We start from the raw sequence: 16,588 nt of genomic DNA on the forward strand, positions 1-16,588 counted from the left end.
GAATTGCCGGCCCTGGCCGCCGATGTGCCCCTGCTGCGCATCGAGGGGGTGGTGAAGACATTCGGCCGCATCCCTGCGGTCGATCAGCTGTCGCTCGACATCAGGGCCGGCGAGTTTTTCGCCCTGCTTGGTCCGAGCGGCTGCGGCAAAACCACGCTGTTGCGGATGCTGGCCGGCTTCGAGACCCCGGACCAGGGCCGCATCCTGCTCGATGGCCGGGACCTCGCGCAGGTTATGCCGCACCAGCGTCCGGTCAACATGATGTTCCAGAACTACGCGCTGTTTCCGCACCTCAATGTGCGGGACAATATCGCGTTCGGCCTCAAGCGCGCCGGAATGCCGCGGCAAGAGATCAATTCCCGGGTGGCCGAGATGGTGGCGCTGGTCAAGCTCGAAGGCTTCGAGAAGCGCAAGCCCGAGCAGCTCTCCGGCGGTCAAAGGCAGCGGGTGGCGCTGGCGCGCTCGCTGGCGCGGCGGCCCCAGGTGCTGCTGCTCGACGAGCCCTTGGCCGCGCTCGACAAGAAGCTGCGCGAGAGCACGCAGTTGGAATTGATGGCGCTGCAGCGCCGCCTCGGCATGACCTTCATCATCGTCACCCACGACCAGGAAGAGGCGATGACGGTGGCCGACCGGATCGGGGTGATGGATAACGGCCGGCTGGAGCAGGTGGCGAGCCCGCGGCAACTCTATGAGGTCCCCGGTTCACGCTGGGTCGCCGAGTTTGTCGGCGACGTCAACATCTTCGAGGGACAGATCGGCCCGTGTGAGGCGGGCCGCATCATGGTCTCGACCAAAGACGCCGGTATGCTCGCCGTCGCCGAGCCGCGCCAGCGCGTCGAAAAGACCATGATCTGCGTCGCGATCCGTCCCGAAAAGATAAAACTGTCGCGCCGCGGCCCGGCGTCGGATGAGGCCCATGCGCATGCGATCAACCGGCTGGAAGGGACTGTCACCGACGTCAGTTACCTCGGCGGAGTGACGAACTACAAGGTAAAGCTCGACAGTGGCGCCGTGGTGCGTTCGTCGATGGCCAACACGGCGCGGCTCGATGTCGATGCCTACAGCGCGAGCCAGCGCGTGGTGGCATGGTTCACGCCCGACGATTGCGTGGTGCTGGAGCAATGAGCGTCGGCAACATTTTTACGCGCCCGGCGCGCATCGCCGCGATCGCGCCGTATCTGTGGCTGGTGCTGTTCTTCCTGGTGCCGTTCGGATTCGTGCTCAAGATCAGCCTGTCGCAGACCGCGATCGCGCAGCCGCCCTATGTTCCGGTGTTCGACCTGACACAGGGGTTTGGTTCGATCAGGGCGGCGTTCGCGGCCCTTTCGCCGGATAATTTCAGGCTGCTCGTCACCGACGACCTCTATGTGCTGTCCTACCTGCGCAGCCTCGTGGTTGCCGCGGTCTCGACATCGATCCTGCTTTTGATCGGCTATCCCGTTGCCTATGGCATGGCGCGGCTGCCGCGGCACTGGCAGGGAATCGCGATGATGCTGGTGATCGTGCCGTTCTGGACCTCGTTTCTGATCCGCATCTATGCCTGGATCAATATCCTGCAGCACGATGGCCTGCTCAACCAGATCCTGCTCGAGCTGCATCTGGTCTCAGTGCCGGTGGTGTGGCTGTCCACCGACGGCGCGATGTATCTCGGCATTGTCTATTCCTATCTGCCGTTCATGATCCTGCCGCTCTATGCGGTGCTCGCCAAACAGCAGCCGGCGCTATTGGAGGCGGCCAGCGATTTGGGCGCTTCGCCGCGCCAGGCCTTCTGGCTGGTGACGTTCCCGCTGTCGCTGCCGGGCATAGCTGCCGGGGTCTTGCTGTGCTTCATTCCGATTGTCGGCGAATTCGTCATTCCCGATCTCCTGGCGGGCTCCGACGCCCTGATGATCGGGCAGACGCTGTGGCTGGAATTCTTCACCAACAAGGACTGGCCGGTGGCTTCGGCCGTCGCGGTGGTGCTTCTGCTGCTGCTGCTGGTACCGCTGTTGCTCTACGACCGGCTGCAGCGCCGCCAGCTCGAAGAGGCGCCATGACGCCGCGCCCGACCCGCACATTGTCGCGCTTCAACGCGGTCTCGCTCGCGCTCGGGCTCTGCTTTCTGTACCTGCCGATCGTGATCCTGGTGATCTATTCGTTCAACGCCTCACGGCTGGTGACGGTGTGGGGCGGCTGGTCGCTGCGCTGGTACACCGAGTTTTTCGACGACGGCGCCATGCTGGAGGCGGCATCGATGAGTTTCAGGGTGGCGGCGACCTCCGCTACGCTGGCGACGCTGTTCGGCACACTCGCCGCGGTGGCGCTGTCGCGCGGCGAGCGTTTTGGCGGCCGCACCCTGTTTTCCGGCATGCTCTATGCGCCCCTGGTGATGCCCGAAGTCATCACCGGACTTTCGCTCCTGTTGCTGTTCGTGGCGCTCGACGCCGAACGCGGCTTCTGGACCGTGACGATCGCCCACACCACGCTCACTTTGTGCTTCGTCGCCGTGGTGGTGCAGTCGCGGCTCGGCACGCTCGATCGCAGCCTCGAGGAAGCGGCAATGGATCTCGGCTGCGATCCGGCCCGCGCCTTCGTCGCGGTGACGCTGCCGCTGATCGTGCCGGCGATCGCGGCGGGCTGGATGCTGGCCTTCACGCTGTCGCTGGACGACCTCGTGATCGCGACCTTTACCACCGGCCCGGGTTCGGAGACGCTGCCGATCCGGATCTATTCCGAAGTCAAGCTCGGCGTGAAGCCCGAGATCAACGCCATCTGCGCGCTGGTGGTCGGCCTGATTGCGGTGGTGATCGTGGTGGCATCGCTGGTCGGAAAGCTGTCGAATTCGCGCGGCGAGAGCGCCGCACCGCTGTAGACGGCGCCGATCACCTTATACCAGCGTGTTGGCAGTGACCCATCCTCCGTCATGGCCGGGACGGAGCCCGGCCATGACAGTGGAGGGTCATCGCCAAAGCCAGCTGGTATTACACCGGCGTATAGATCACGAGCTTCAGCGCCGGTCGTCATTGGCCTCAAAGCCCGCGTGCTCGATATTTCAAGCCGCCCGGAAAAGTTCGGCTGCCAACGCGGCCGTATGCTGATGAACCGACCTCCGATCGACGCCGGGCGCGTCGATACAGCAGGCCGGGTTGGCAAGACGGCCAGCCTCCGTCGCCTCCGGCATGAAGACATAGTGACCGGCCTCGGGCGCCAGCCGATCGAGCGCGCTGGTCGGCAGTCGCTCGTGCAGCCAGAGCGCGACCGGCAACACGAAATCGGAGCCGCCGACAACGATGCGGTTTGGCGTCGTGATCGAGCGAAGACTGTCCTCGTTGCAGCCGAGGACCGAATTGCCGGGCGCCAAAATCAGCGCGGCCCTGACCCGAGGGTCCAGATAAGAGTCCGACATCCGCGCCCAGGAGTCGCGAAAGATCGCGCTGCTCTCCAGCAGGCCCGGAAGATGGTCCGCGAGATCAGGGAATTCGCGCGGGCCGCGGCCGAAATTCTTGTTGCGCGGAGAGCGCTCAAATCGGGACGTCTCGGTGATGGCGCCAAGCAGTGCCGCGACCGTACAGCCGCCGAGCGAGTAGCCCGCGACATAGACCCTGTTCAGGTCGACATGACCAGCGAAAGCGCTCTCCGAGGCGATCAGATCAAGCAGCACGGTCAGATCGCGCGCCCGTTCCCACCACGCCAGGAAACCCTCGGCGCGATAGGGTTCGGTGGTCGTATTGCCATGATGGTTCATGGCGACCGCGATGAAGCCGTGCCGGGCGAGATCGCTGGCCAGCCATTCAAGATGAAAGGCCGCGCCGCCGGTGCCATGCGAGAGCAGAACGATGGGATAGCGCCGATGGATCTGCCCGATTGGCGCATCCGGCGCGGCCGAGCCAAAAGCGAACCATGCCGCCGTGGTGTCACCGGCGCGCAGTTCCTGTTCGACGACGTCCTCCGCTGCGGGATACCACGCGGCCCAGCTCAGTGGGCGCGGCCCGCTGCCGTCCCATTTACTTCGCGCGGCGTCTTCGAAGCAGCCTTGTCGGAATCCAACCGGCATCGAATCCTCGACTAGTAGACCGATTCCTTGAAAGCTATCATATCCACGCTCTCGGTCCTTTTCCTCCCCTCCCCCCACGCGCATCGCGCGTGGTGGGGAGGGGTCGGGGGTGGGGGGTGGCGCGGCGTACACCGAAGCAGCGGTTCCTGCTGATGCACCCCCCCCACCGACCCCTCCCCACCGCTTCGCGGAGGGAGGGGAGAAGATAACGGCGCCGACGCCGGGTAACTCGAGAAGAGGTTCACGCGCGATATCGATATGATCACAACTTCGGAAACGCTGGACCAGGGTTGCTTCGAATATCCCCTTTATTTGAGAGGCGGAAAACCATGAGCGTTGTCATTCGCAAGATCGTCACGGTGGTCGAGGAGACATTGCGGGAGATGGGACAGGCGGTGACGCCGCCGACCCGGCGCGCGGCGGCGATCGCCGTGATCGAAAATCCCTTTGCCGGAAGATATGTCGAAGATCTCGATCCCCTGATCGCGATCGGCGAGGAACTCGGCGAATTGCTGGCGGCCAGGGCTGTGAAGGCGCTGGGCATCGACGGATCGAAGGCGCACAGCTATGGCAAGGCCGCCGCCGTCGGCGAAAACGGCGAGCTCGAACACGCGGCCGCGATCCTGCATCCGAAGATGGGTGCGCCGGTGCGCAAGATCCTGGGCAAGGGCGCGGCGCTGATCCCGTCGTCCAAGAAGCGCGGCGCCATGGGAACCACGCTGGATATTCCCCTCGGCCACAAGGATGCGGCGTTCGTGCGCAGTCATTTCGACGGCATGGAAGTGCAGATCAACGACGCGCCGCGCGCCAACGAGATCATGGTTGCGGTCGCGGTCACCGATAGCGGCCGGCCGCTGCCGCGGGTCGGGGGGCTGACGATTGCGGAAATCAGGGGTGAAGACGGCCTGCGATAAGTGGTTTTTCAATAGTGGAGATACGGGGATGCGACGAAGCAAACGGATTTTGGGTGTGGCAGCCGCGATTTTGTTCTGCGCCATGGCGCATTCGGCTGACGCTTTCGACATCAAGATCGGCGAGATCAACAGCTACTCGCTGCTGCCCGCCTTCACCGAGCCCTATCGCAAGGGCTGGCAGCTCGCGGTCGAGGAAATCAATGCCGCCGGTGGCATCAACGGCAACAAGCTCGTCGTTATCTCCAAGGACGACGCCGGCAAGCCCGCGGACGCGCTGACCGCCGCCAACGAACTGGTCTCGAGCGAGAACGTGGCGATGCTGGCGGGCACATTCCTGTCCAATATCGGCCTTGCGGTCAGCGATTTCGCCAAGCAGAAGAAGGTGTTCTTCCTGGCGGCCGAGCCTCTGACCGACGCCATCACCTGGTCCAAGGGCAATCGCTATACTTTCCGCTTAAGGCCTTCCAACTACATGCAGGCGGCCATGCTGGTGGAAGAGGCGGCCAAACTGCCGGCCAAGCGCTGGGCCACGATCGCGCCGAACTACGAATATGGCCAATCCGCGGTCGCGGTGTTCAAGAAGCTGATGTCGGAAAAGCGGCCCGACATCCAGTGGGTCGACGAGCAGTGGCCGCCGCAGGGCAAGATCGACGCCGGCCCGGTGGTGCAGGCGCTCGCCGCCGCCAATCCGGAAGCGATCCTCAACGTCACCTTCGGCGCCGATCTGGTGAAATTCGTGCGCGAAGGCAACACCCGCGGGCTGTTCAAGGATCGCTCCGTCGTCAGCTTCCTGACCGGCGAGCCGGAATATCTCGATCCGCTGAAGGAAGAAACGCCGGAAGGGTGGATCGTCACCGGCTATCCCTGGTACAGCATCAAGACCCCGGAACACGACGCGTTCCTGAAAGCCTATCAGTCCAAGTATAATGATTATCCAAGGCTCGGCTCGATCGTCGGCTATCAGACCATCAAATCGGCCGCCGCCATCCTGGCCAAGGCCAATTCGACCGATCCGGAAAAGCTGATCGCAGCAGCTGAAGGATTGTCCGTGCCGTCGCCGTTCGGGGAGATCACCTTCCGCAAGATCGATCACCAGTCGACGCTCGGCGCATTCGTCGGCAAGACCGCGCTCAAGGACGGCAAAGGCGTCATGGTGGATGCGGTCTACCGCAAGGGCTCCGACTATCTGCCCGGCGACGCCGAAGTGGAAAAAATGCGTCCGAAGGAGTGATGGCGTTAGCGCGGACTGCAAATGGCGTTTTACTTCGTTCAGTTCCTGACCGGTCTTGCCAGCGCCGCCTCGCTGTTCCTGGTCGCGTCCGGCCTGTCGATCATCTTCGGGGTGACGCGGATCGTCAATTTCGCCCACGGCGCGTTCTATATGCTCGGCGCCTATCTGGCTTTTACGCTGACCGAGCGATTTTCCGGCGCGACCGGTTTCTGGGGTGGCATCGTTGCCGCGGCGCTGATCATCGCCGTGGTCGGCGCGCTGGTCGAAATGCTTCTGCTGCGGCGGATCTATCACGCGCCCGAACTGTTTCAGCTGTTGGCAACCTTCGGCCTGACCCTGATGGTCGAGGATCTCGTGGTGCTGATCTGGGGCCCCAGCGACCTCTTGGGCCGCCGCGCGCCGGGTTTTGCCGGCGCGGTAGATTTTTTCGGCCAGAATGTTCCGACCTACGATCTCATCCTGATCGGCCTCGGCCCGCTCGTGCTGGGCGCGCTCTGGCTATTGTTCCAGCGAACGCGCTGGGGCGTGCTGGTGCGGGCCGCGACCCAGGACCGCGACATGGTGGCGGCGCTCGGCGTCAATCAGAAATGGCTGTTCACCAGCGTGTTCGCCTTAGGCGTCTTCCTGGCGGCGCTCGGCGGCGCGCTGCAGATCCCACGCGACGCGGCCAACCATGCCATGGATCTGCGCATCATCGTCGATGTATTCGTGGTGGTGGTGATCGGCGGGCTCGGCAGCATATCGGGCGCCTTTGTCGCGGCCGTGCTGGTTTCCGAATTGAATGCGTTCGGCATCCTGATCTTTCCGAAGATATCGATGATCCTGGTGTTTCTGGTGATGGCGGTCGTGCTGATCGTGCGGCCCTGGGGCCTGTTCGGCAGGCCGGAAGCCGCCGCGCGCCGCACGCCGGGGTTGACCGTCAACCCGTGGCGGCCGCTGACCTCGAACGAACGCCTCGCCGCAATGGTGGCGCTGGCGCTGGCGGCTGCGCTGCCGCTGGTCGGCGGCAGTTACGCGCTGACGGTCGGTTCGGAGATCGCGATCTTCGTGATCCTTGCCGCCAGCCTGCATTTCCTGATGTCGGTCGGCGGGCTCGCCTCGTTCGGTCATGCGGCCTATTTCGGGCTCGGCGCCTACGGCGCAGCGCTGCTCGCCAAGCTGGCCGGCCTGCCGATGCTGGCCTGCCTGGTGCTCGGCCCGCTGCTGGGTCTGTCGGGCGCGGCGGTGTTCGGCTTGTTTTCGGTTCAACTGTCCGGCGTCTACTTCGCGATGCTGACGCTGGCCTTCGCGCAGATCGTCTGGTCGATCGCGTTCCAATGGGTCGAGGTGACCGGCGGCGACAACGGCATTCTCGGTGTCTGGCCCGAGAAATGGGCGGCGAGCCCGGCGCATTTCTATTGGCTCTCCATCGGCGTGGCCGCGCTGGCCGTGGCCGTTCTTCGGATCATCGTGTTCTCCCCGTTCGGCTACGCGCTGCGCGCGACCCGCGATTCGCCCCGGCGCAGCGAGGCGATCGGGATCGACGGCAAGCGGGTGCAGTGGACCGCCTTCGTGATCGCCGGCACTGCAGCTGCGATCGCGGGTGCGTTGTTCGCCTATCTCAAGGGCAGTGTGTTTCCCGACAGCCTCGGTATCTCGCTCTCGGTCGATGCACTGGTCATGGTGCTGCTCGGCGGCGTCGAGACGGTTTCCGGCGCGGTGGTCGGCGCCATCGTCTATAAGGCGCTCAGCATCTGGCTCGTCAGTCAGACCGATCTGTCGAAACTGGTGCTCGGCGGCGTCATCGTCCTGATCGTGGTCGCCTTTCCCAAGGGCATTGTCGGGATGCTGGGGACGATCGCCAATCGGCGCCAGCCCCAGCCGCCCAAGGCGCTGGTGTCATCCGGAATCGAGACCGCCGAATGAGCCCCGCGCCGACATTGCTGTCCGTCGAAGGCCTGACAAAATCCTATGGCGGTGTCCATGCGGTGCGTGGGGTGTCGTTTAGGCTGCAGGCCGGCGAAATCCTGGCGCTGATCGGCCCCAACGGCGCCGGCAAAAGCACCTGCTTTGATATGCTCAACGGCCAGACGACGCCCGATTCCGGGCGCATCAGCCTGCTCGGCCAGGACACGTCAGGGAAAAGGCCGCGCGATATCTGGCGGCTCGGTGTCGGGCGCACCTTTCAGATCACGGCGACCTTTCCGACCATGACGGTGCGCGAGAACATCCAGGTCGCGCTATTGTCCTATGGCCGGCAGGTGTTCAACCTCTGGCGCTCGACCCCACGCTACGCCCCGCAAGAGGCCGCGCGTCTGTTGGAACTTGTCGGCATGGGCGGTTATGCGGAGCGCCCCTGCGGCGAACTCGCCTATGGCGATCTCAAGCGGCTCGAACTCGCCATCGCGCTCGCCAACCAGCCAAAACTTCTGCTGATGGATGAGCCGACCGCCGGCATGGCGCCACGCGAGCGCATCGAGCTGATGCAGCTCACCGCCGACATCGCCAAGGAAAACTCTATCGGCGTGCTGTTCACCGAGCACGACATGGACGTGGTGTTCGAACACGCCGATCGCATCCTGGTACTCAATCGCGGCACATTGATCGCGGAAGGACCGCCCAATGAGGTCCGGAGCGACCGCCAAGTCCGCGCCATCTATCTCGGCGAGGGCATGGTCTACGACGCCCGCCACCGCCAGGGGACGCCGGCATGAAGCTCTCCGTTCAGGATCTCAACAGCTATTACGGTCCCGCCCATATCCTGTTCGATATCTGCCTCGATGTCGGCGATGGCGAGGTGGTGGCACTGCTCGGGCGCAATGGTGCCGGCAAGTCCACGACCTTTCGTTCCATCGTGGGTCTGGTCGAGCAACGGTCTGGGCGCATCCTGTTCGAGGGCCAGGATGTCTCGGATCAGCCGACCTACGCCATCGTGCGCAGTGGTTTAGGCTACGTACCGGAAGAGCGGCGTATCTTCACGGATTTGACGGTCGAGGAAAACCTCGAAGTCGGCCGTCAGCCGGTCCGGCCGAACGCGCCGCACTGGACAAAGGAAAAATTGTTCGCGCTGTTTCCGAACCTCGGCGAGATGCGCGGCCGCCACGGCGGACGGATGAGCGGCGGCGAGCAGCAGATGCTGACGATCGCGCGCACCTTGATGGGAAACCCGTCGCTGGTGCTGCTCGATGAGCCGTCGGAAGGACTGGCGCCGAAAATCGTGGAGCAGATGGTGGATGCGATACTGACCATGAAGAAGGCCGGCGTCAGCATGGTCGTGTCCGAGCAGAACCTGCATTTTGCCCGTGTGATCTCGGACCGCGCCTACATCATCGAGCGCGGCCGCATCTGTTTTGCCGGCACCATCAGCGAGCTTGACGCGCGTCCGGACATCAGGGACGCGCACCTGGCGCTGTGATCTTCGGCCTAAGGAAAACGCAAGGGGCGGAACGCAGAGATGACCAGGAGCCTTTCGGCCAAGCGTAGCTTAAAACCGGCGCGGCCCGCCTACATTCTCGATGAGCAGATCGGCTTTGTTCTGCGCCAGGTGTGGCAGCGTCACGCCGCGATCTTCGCGCGCGAAATCGGCATCAACCTGACGCCGACGCAATGGGCGGCACTGGCAAAACTCAGCGAGAGCGGGCCGTGCTCGCAGAACCAGCTCGGACGCCTGACCGCGATGGATGTCGCCACCATCAAGGGCGTGATCGACCGGCTCACCGCCCGCGGCCTGACCGAGACCTCCGCCGACCCCGAAGACGGCCGCCGCCTGCTGGTCAGCCTGACCCGCGCCGGCCAGCAGCTGGCCGAAAAGGCCGTGCCGAACGCGCTTGCGATCACCAGGGAGACCCTGGCGCCGCTCGAGCCCAGGGAGCGCGAGACGCTGGTGGCGCTGCTCAGCAAATTGCGGTGAATGGCGGTAGCAGCCGTTAAAACACGGCTTCCTTCCGGGATCTTGCCGATCGCCCTGACCGACCAGTGCGGGAAAAAAAGAGCCGCCGGGTTCACACCCTGACGGCTCCAGGTGGTCCTTGGCGGGAGGAGCCAAGCTCATGTACCGCCGTTATGTTTGCGGCCATACCACGTAAGGATAAATCTGCTTCGGCTGAAACGTGATCCATCGACACAGCCGAGATCATCCAATGGAAACCAAAAGCAACGGGGGATACTAAAGCCGCCTTCGCCGCGGCTTGACCATCCAGGGCAGCGCATCGCGGGCTTTGACGAGGCGATGGGCATGCATGCGGTGTGATTCGGTAGATCATCGCGCTTTGCGTGCGGCTATTCAACCCGATGAACTACGGGTACGCCGTCATGATGCCGGAGACAGACAACCGAAGTGGGGCAATACGCTTACGCCATTGCGCCCTGCGATCGGCGCCGATGCGCGATAAGAAAAGTGAGCCGCCGAGTTTTCCGCCCTGGCGGCTCCAAGTGGTCCTTGGCGGGAGGAGCCAAGCTCGTGTACCGCCGTTACCTTGTTCGCGGCCATACCACGTCAACATAGCGCTACTTCGGAGAAAATGATGTGATCCAGTTAACACAGTCGCGATCAATCGATCGGGAACCAGAAGCACGCGGAGGTCAACAGGCCTGCGGGATGCTACTCCTCCCAATCTGCTATCGATAAGCCGCCACGATGTCCGACACGGCCCGCTCCAACTGTTTCGCCGTCGCGCATTGGCGCACAACGCTGCAGAAGGCGGCATAGCGCGGCATTTCGGAATCGCCCCAGCCCCAGGCCATGCGGCCTTCGGGATTGAGCCAGACCAGCCGCTTGCAACGCTCCGATATGCGGCGAAGGATGTCGGCGCGCGGATCAAGGTTATTGGTGCGGGCATCGCCGAGCACGATCACGGTCGTCCTCGGCGTCACCGCCCGGATGAAAGCCTTTTCGAAATCGGAGAATGAACCGCCGTAGTCGGATGAGCCGTATCCGACCTTGGTCATGATCTCGCTCATGGCCTCCTCGGGCGATTTTGTGTCGAGGATCCGGCTGACCTCGATCAGATGGCCGGAGAAGGCAAAGGAGCGCACGTCGTCCACCACTTCATGCAGGCTGTGGATCAACAGCAGGAAAAAATCGGACACCTGTGCCACCGAGCCGCTGACATCGCACAGCGCCACGATCTTCGGCCGGTCGCGGTGGCGGCGTTTCCAGGAGGTGAGAAAGGGGACGCCGCCCCAGGCGGCGTTGCGCCGCAACGTCCGCCTAATATCGAGATGGCCGCGCCGCTTTCGCTTGCGCGGCTTGCTGTAGCGCTCGCGCAGGCGTCGCGCGATGCTGCGGATCAGGGCCTGCATCTGTTCGACCTGCCGGCGTTCGAGCCGGGCGAGCGGCGCATTGCGCAGAATCTCGTGGCGAAGGTTTTCGGTCTCCTCGCGCCCGTACAGCGACAGTGCCTGCGAGACGACGTCGCGCACGTTTTCGCGCAAGGCCTGAAGTGCGGCGGCGAGGCGTTCGGCCCGCGCGGGGCTTGCCGCCGTCAACGCGTCCAGATCGTCGCGCAGCCGTTCAATGCCGAGCGCTTCGAGCATCCGCGTCGAGAAGATGCCGCGCTGGGTAAAATAGCGGATGTCGGACAGCGCCGCCGCACTGCCCGCGTTGGCCATCGCGGCTGCGATGGCGTTACGGTCCCGCGACAGCAGCATCTGCGCGAGATCGCCGAGATCAGGTGATGGTGCGCCGGCCACGCCCGGCGGGCTCTCGCTGGCCTGCGCATTCGCATCTGCGCCGCCGGCTTCATCCTCCGGCGCCGCCGCCTGCTTCACGTCAGGCTGGCTGAAGAACAGATCAAAACAGTCGCCGAGCGCCTGCTTTTCTTCCTCGCTCTTGGCAAGCGTCAGCAGCAGCGCGTCACGCAATAGGCCGCGGTCGGCGAAACCGACCGCGGCGACCGCGTTCATGGCATCGATGCTTTCCGCCGGCGAGACCCGGACGCCGGCGCCGCGCGCCGCCCGGAAGAAGCGATGCAGCTCTTCGCGCATCAGCCGAACACGCCCTTCCGGCCGGCCTTGGCGACGAAATTCGTCACCTGCGGCAGCGTGGTCTCGATGTCGGCTTCGTATTTCAACAGCACATTGAGCGTCGTCTTGACGGTTTCATGATCCAGTTCGCTCGACTGTAAAAGCACCAACACGCGCGCCCAATCGATGGTTTCGCTGACCGAGGGCAGCTTCTTCAGATCAAGGGTGCGGACCTGGTTGATGAAAGAGACGAGCTGCTGGCGCAGCGTTTGCGAGATGCCGGGAACGCGGCTTTCGACGATGCGCTCTTCCAGTTTTTGTTCCGGAAAGCCGATATGCAGATGCAGGCAGCGGCGCTTGAGCGCGTCGGAGAGATCGCGCTCGCCGTTGGAGGTCAGGATCACCGTGGGCTTCACCACCGCGACGACGGTGCCGAGCTCGGGGATCGAGACCTGGTAGTCTGAGAGTATTTCGAGCAACAGCGATTCGAATTCGGCGTCCGACTTGTCGATCTCGTCGACCAGCAGCACGCAGCCTCGGGGCTGCTCCAGGGCCTGCAGCAGCGGGCGCGGCTCGACGAATTCCTTGGAAAAGAACACGTCGCCGAAATCATGCAGCCGGTCGAGAGCGGCGGATAAGGTTTCAGCGCCGCCAAGCACTTCGCCAAGCTTGTCCTTCAGGATCTGGGTGTAGAGCAGCTGCTTGGCGTATTTCCACTCATACAGCGCCTTGGCTTCATCGAGCCCTTCGTAGCACTGCATGCGGATCATCTTGAGCCCGCGCCAGGCCGCCAGCGCTTTTGCGAGCTCGGTCTTGCCGACGCCGGCAGGGCCTTCGACCAGGATCGGCTTCTCGATCCGTTCGGCCAGATAGACCGCGGTCGCGATCTGCCGGCTGGCGATATAGCCCGCGGAAGCCAGTCCTGACGTGACCGCCTCGATCGAGGCTGCGGGCAGATGGTTGGTCATGACGGGTTCGAGCTCCAGAGGGGCGCTGCTCTCGCGGCATCGCAGGCTTTCTAAAGCACACGGGTGCCGGCCGCGAGTTTATTCTTGCTACGACCGTGGCCGCGGCAGACAGTAGCGCGGCCCGGCGTCCGGTTTGGTGGTGGCTTGTGTGATGTCCCTGATCGAAAAATTTCTCCCGCAATATCAATTCTCCGAGCGCCATCGAACGACACTGCGCTGCACGCCGGGCGAGGCACTCAACGCCGTCATGATGATGAGCCTGCAACCGCCGCGCGATCACGTGGCCGAGACCGCGATGTCGATCCGGATTTGGCCGGCCAGACTGCTGCACTGGATCTCACCTTCGCGATTTCCTTCTGCCGCGCCATTCACCGTGGTCAACTTCACCCCGCTCGGAAGAGACGGCGACCGGGAAATGGTTGGCGCGTTGGTCGCGAAATTCTGGCAATTCTGGCGCGCCGATTTTGGACGGTGGCCGATTGCAATGAACGACTGCGATGCAGCGACGCGACGCAGACCTGCGCTAAGCCAGACTGCGGTGATCCCGCCGATCCTTGCCGTCTGGGTTTTCGCTCTCGTCGTCGCCGCGCCGGCATTCGCCCAGTCGGCGATGAATACCGACGGCGAGGCGATTTATCGCGAGCGCTGCGTCGGCTGCCACGAAGCCGGCGCAGCCCGTGCGCCTGATCTCGCGGCGCTGCGGCAGATGTCACCGGATCGGGTTTTGGCCTCGCTCCGATCCGGCAGCATGAGCATGCAGGGCCAGGGTCTCTCGAACGCGCAGCTCGACAGTCTGAGCCGCTTCGTGGCCGCGGCAGCAGTTCCGGACACCGCGCGCTCGAACGGCGCTTGCGCGGCGGCGACCGCATCGCTTGCCGATGCGCTGGCGCGGCCACACTGGAATGGTTGGGGCGCGGACCTGTCGCAGCACCGCTTCCAGCCGGCCGCGATGGCAGAGCTCGCCGCGGAGGACGTGCCGCGCCTCAAACTGAAATGGGCTTTTGGCTATCCCGGCGCCACCCGCGCCCAGGCCCAGCCGACCCTGATGGGCGGACAAGTGTTTGTCGGCAGCCAGAGCGGCAAGGTCTATGCGCTCGATGCAAGCTCCGGGTGCACCCATTGGGTGTTCGATGCCGGGGCCGGCGTGCGCTCGGCGATCACGGTTGCCGCGAGCGGAGATGGCTGGTCGGCCTATTTCGGCGACCAGCGCGGCAATGCGTTTGCGATCGACGCGGTGACCGGTGAACTCCGCTGGAAGACGCATCTTGAGGCCCACCGCGCCGCCATCGTCAGTGGCGCGCCCGCGCTCGCCGGCGCCGTGCTCTACATACCGTTGTCTTCGTTTGAAGAAGCGAGCGGCGCCAATCCACGCTATGAGTGCTGTAGCTTTCGCGGCAGCGTGGTCGCGCTCGATGCCGCGACCGGAAAGATCGTGTGGCAGAGCTATACGATTCCCGAAGCGCCGGCGCCGGTGCGCACGAATGCCGTGGGTACCCAGCTCTGGGGACCATCGGGCGCGGCGATCTGGTCGTCGCCATCGGTCGATCCCGATCGCGCGATGATCTATGTCACGACCGGTGACAGCTATTCGGACCCGCCCGCCGACACCTCGGACGCGTTCATCGCCTTTCGCATGCAGACCGGTGAGCTCGCCTGGTCGCGCCAGATGACTTCGGGCGATGCCTACACTGTCGCTTGCGCCGGCACCGAGCGCACCAACTGTCCTCAGGCCAACGGCCCGGATCTGGATTTCGGCTCGTCGCCGATCCTGGTCGATCTGCCCGATGGCCGGCGCGCGCTGATCGCCGGTCAGAAGTCCGGGGTCGTGCATGCGATCGATCCGGACCGGCAAGGCGCGATTTTGTGGCAGCGCCGGGTGGGCCGCGGCGGTCTCCTCGGCGGGGTGCAATGGGGCTCGGCGGTCGACGGAGATAATGTCTACGTCGCCGTCTCGGACCTTTCCCTTCGCCTCGCGGGGGAGGGGACGCCGGGCGCGCAGAAGTCAATTTTCGGCCCCAGCCTCGCGCCTGATCCTGGGCTCGGCGGCGGCATGTACGCGCTCAAGCTTGCGACCGGCGAGGTGGTCTGGCAGACGCCCCATCCGGGTTGCCACGACGTGCCGGGCTGCAGTCCCGGTCAGTCGGCCGCCGTCACCGCCATCCCCGGCGCGGTGTTTTCCGGCGGATTGGACGGTCATCTGCGCGCCTACGCGGCATCGGACGGAAAAATCATCTGGGACGTCGATACGGCCCGGACCTACACTACGGTGAACGGCGTCGCCGCCCATGGCGGCTCGCTCGACGGGCCGGGCGCCGTCATCGTCGGCGGCATGCTCTATGTCAATTCCGGCTACGCCAATTTCGGCACCACTCCCGGCAACGTGCTGCTGGCGTTTTCAATCGATGGCAGATGAGGCGCACGCCGCACTCGAAAAGAATCCGTACAGCCGCGCACGCCGCGCGATGGATTGCTTCGTCGCAAGGCCTCCTCGCAATGACGGTGGAAGATCCCCGGGGATCGGGCTTCGCGACGCGCGCAAGCGGCTCCCGCGATGATGGAGTACCCGAACTCTGTAGGCTGGCCCCGTTCGCAACTCAGCATGACGGATTTTAGAACTGCTTCGCCAGGGCTGCGCCCGTCGTCATGGTGGATTAAAAGCAGATACCGAGGATTTTGGCTCGGCAGGATTGGACCGCCGATTTCCTGTCGGTTGCAGGCCGCGTTTTCCTGCTGGCAGCGATCGGCGGCGGCTCATATTCGCCTGCGATCTCCATCGCCCAATAGGTGCGATGAGAGGCGGCACTTGTTGCGCTGGCGACGCCGACGCGAGAGGCGTTGTGAAGCAGGAGATTTCTTCGGTGCTCCGTTGAAGCGATCCATTGATCGAGTGTCTTTTCGAAACTGTCATAGCCATAGGCAATATTTTCCGCGGCCCGCCCCGCTTTCGATGATGCGATTCGCGAACTGAAAGATCCGAGCACGTCGTGGTCGAGGGTGTCTTTCGCAGCCATTGCCCTGGCCTGCTCAAGCGCAATCCGGTTGAGAGCGGCATCCCCGGTGACATGTCCTTCGCCGTGTTTTTGGCGAAAGTCCGAGATCATCCCGGCGGGCGACGATGCCGCGGCGGGCGAGCCGCTGAAAAGCAGAATCAATGGGAGCACAACGGTGAATGGTTTCATTTGCGGCCTGACCCATAAGCCTGGCTCAACCTGACCTTGTTTTCTCTCATTATAACAGCGATCGCAAGGTACCGGGATCGCGGGAGGGCCACCACGGTTGACCTTTTGTCCGAGAGTTTCTGGCTCGCTGCAGGTTCGAAAAGCGGCAGCCGCAATTGCACCGCGGGATAAAAAATTCCGGTGCAACAGTGGTCGAGAATCTTGAAGCGTTGGCATTCGCATCGATAGCATGGAAATGATTCTGGGGTGACCGACCGATTGGCGGACGAAGTCAACCGTGGTGAATCCGGGGCGCGAATATGCCAATTGATCTGTTCACA

General features: G+C 63.9%; 14 protein-coding genes. 10 read left to right on the forward strand and 4 right to left on the reverse strand.

Annotated features, from left to right (window positions below):
* Positions 1-3: 3 nt before the first annotated feature.
* From ABSG20_RS12190 to ABSG20_RS12200, 3 genes are read left to right on the forward strand one after another with little or no spacing between them, the layout of a single operon-like run.
* On the forward strand, positions 4-1,125 hold the full coding sequence (locus ABSG20_RS12190) for an ABC transporter ATP-binding protein (protein WP_423864763.1): 1,122 nt from the start codon (positions 4-6) through the stop codon (positions 1,123-1,125).
* Positions 1,122-2,036, forward strand: coding sequence for an ABC transporter permease (locus ABSG20_RS12195; RefSeq protein ID WP_423864751.1), 915 nt, complete (start codon positions 1,122-1,124; stop codon positions 2,034-2,036). The genes ABSG20_RS12190 and ABSG20_RS12195 overlap by 4 nt, the downstream gene beginning before the upstream one ends.
* Complete coding sequence (locus tag ABSG20_RS12200; RefSeq protein WP_423864752.1) at positions 2,033-2,851, forward strand: ABC transporter permease; 819 nt, start codon at positions 2,033-2,035, stop codon at positions 2,849-2,851. Before ABSG20_RS12195 ends, ABSG20_RS12200 begins: the two co-directional genes overlap by 4 nt.
* Before the next feature lie 180 nt (positions 2,852-3,031).
* Here the strand turns inward: ABSG20_RS12200 and ABSG20_RS12205 are convergent, their stop codons facing one another.
* The gene (locus ABSG20_RS12205) at positions 3,032-4,033 is read right to left on the reverse strand and encodes an alpha/beta hydrolase family protein (RefSeq protein WP_423864753.1); all 1,002 of its coding nucleotides are present in this window, start codon (positions 4,031-4,033) and stop codon (positions 3,032-3,034) included.
* Between the two features lie 329 nt (positions 4,034-4,362).
* On the opposite strand from ABSG20_RS12205, the gene ABSG20_RS12210 reads away from it, so the two are divergent.
* The 6 genes from ABSG20_RS12210 to ABSG20_RS12235 all read left to right on the forward strand — a co-directional run bounded on the left by ABSG20_RS12210 (position 4,363) and on the right by ABSG20_RS12235 (position 10,067).
* Positions 4,363-4,947, forward strand: a complete 585-nt coding sequence (locus ABSG20_RS12210; RefSeq protein ID WP_423864754.1) for an amino acid synthesis family protein — start codon at positions 4,363-4,365, stop codon at positions 4,945-4,947.
* A gap of 82 nt (positions 4,948-5,029) precedes the next feature.
* Positions 5,030-6,178 carry an ABC transporter substrate-binding protein gene (locus ABSG20_RS12215; RefSeq protein WP_423864764.1) on the forward strand — a complete coding sequence of 383 codons (1,149 nt, stop codon included), beginning with the start codon at positions 5,030-5,032 and terminating at the stop codon, positions 6,176-6,178.
* Between the two features lie 21 nt (positions 6,179-6,199).
* Complete coding sequence (locus ABSG20_RS12220; RefSeq protein WP_423864755.1) at positions 6,200-8,083, forward strand: ABC transporter permease; 1,884 nt, start codon at positions 6,200-6,202, stop codon at positions 8,081-8,083.
* Entirely contained in the window at positions 8,080-8,871 is a 792-nt protein-coding gene (locus tag ABSG20_RS12225) for an ABC transporter ATP-binding protein (RefSeq protein WP_423864756.1), read from the forward strand. Before ABSG20_RS12220 ends, ABSG20_RS12225 begins: the two co-directional genes overlap by 4 nt.
* Entirely contained in the window at positions 8,868-9,572 is a 705-nt protein-coding gene (locus ABSG20_RS12230) for an ABC transporter ATP-binding protein (RefSeq protein WP_423864757.1), read from the forward strand. The genes ABSG20_RS12225 and ABSG20_RS12230 overlap by 4 nt, the downstream gene beginning before the upstream one ends.
* Before the next feature lie 39 nt (positions 9,573-9,611).
* Positions 9,612-10,067 carry a MarR family winged helix-turn-helix transcriptional regulator gene (locus ABSG20_RS12235; RefSeq protein WP_423864758.1) on the forward strand — a complete coding sequence of 152 codons (456 nt, stop codon included), beginning with the start codon at positions 9,612-9,614 and terminating at the stop codon, positions 10,065-10,067.
* Positions 10,068-10,774: 707 nt separating this feature from the next.
* Here ABSG20_RS12235 and ABSG20_RS12240 read toward each other — a convergent pair.
* Both ABSG20_RS12240 and ABSG20_RS12245 read right to left on the reverse strand, forming a co-directional pair.
* The gene (locus ABSG20_RS12240; protein ID WP_423864759.1) at positions 10,775-12,142 is read right to left on the reverse strand and encodes a VWA domain-containing protein; all 1,368 of its coding nucleotides are present in this window, start codon (positions 12,140-12,142) and stop codon (positions 10,775-10,777) included.
* The gene (locus ABSG20_RS12245; RefSeq protein WP_423864760.1) at positions 12,142-13,089 is read right to left on the reverse strand and encodes an AAA family ATPase; all 948 of its coding nucleotides are present in this window, start codon (positions 13,087-13,089) and stop codon (positions 12,142-12,144) included. Before ABSG20_RS12245 ends, ABSG20_RS12240 begins: the two co-directional genes overlap by 1 nt.
* Before the next feature lie 151 nt (positions 13,090-13,240).
* Between ABSG20_RS12245 and ABSG20_RS12250 the strand changes: the two genes are divergently transcribed.
* Complete coding sequence (locus ABSG20_RS12250; RefSeq protein ID WP_423864761.1) at positions 13,241-15,502, forward strand: outer membrane protein assembly factor BamB family protein; 2,262 nt, start codon at positions 13,241-13,243, stop codon at positions 15,500-15,502.
* Positions 15,503-15,740: 238 nt separating this feature from the next.
* Here ABSG20_RS12250 and ABSG20_RS12255 read toward each other — a convergent pair whose 3' ends face one another.
* Positions 15,741-16,574, reverse strand: a complete 834-nt coding sequence (locus ABSG20_RS12255) for a CAP domain-containing protein (RefSeq protein ID WP_423864762.1) — start codon at positions 16,572-16,574, stop codon at positions 15,741-15,743.
* Positions 16,575-16,588: the final 14 nt, after the last annotated feature.

Source organism: Bradyrhizobium sp., from assembly GCF_049512235.1.
Taxonomy (GTDB): Bacteria; Pseudomonadota; Alphaproteobacteria; order Rhizobiales; family Xanthobacteraceae; genus Bradyrhizobium.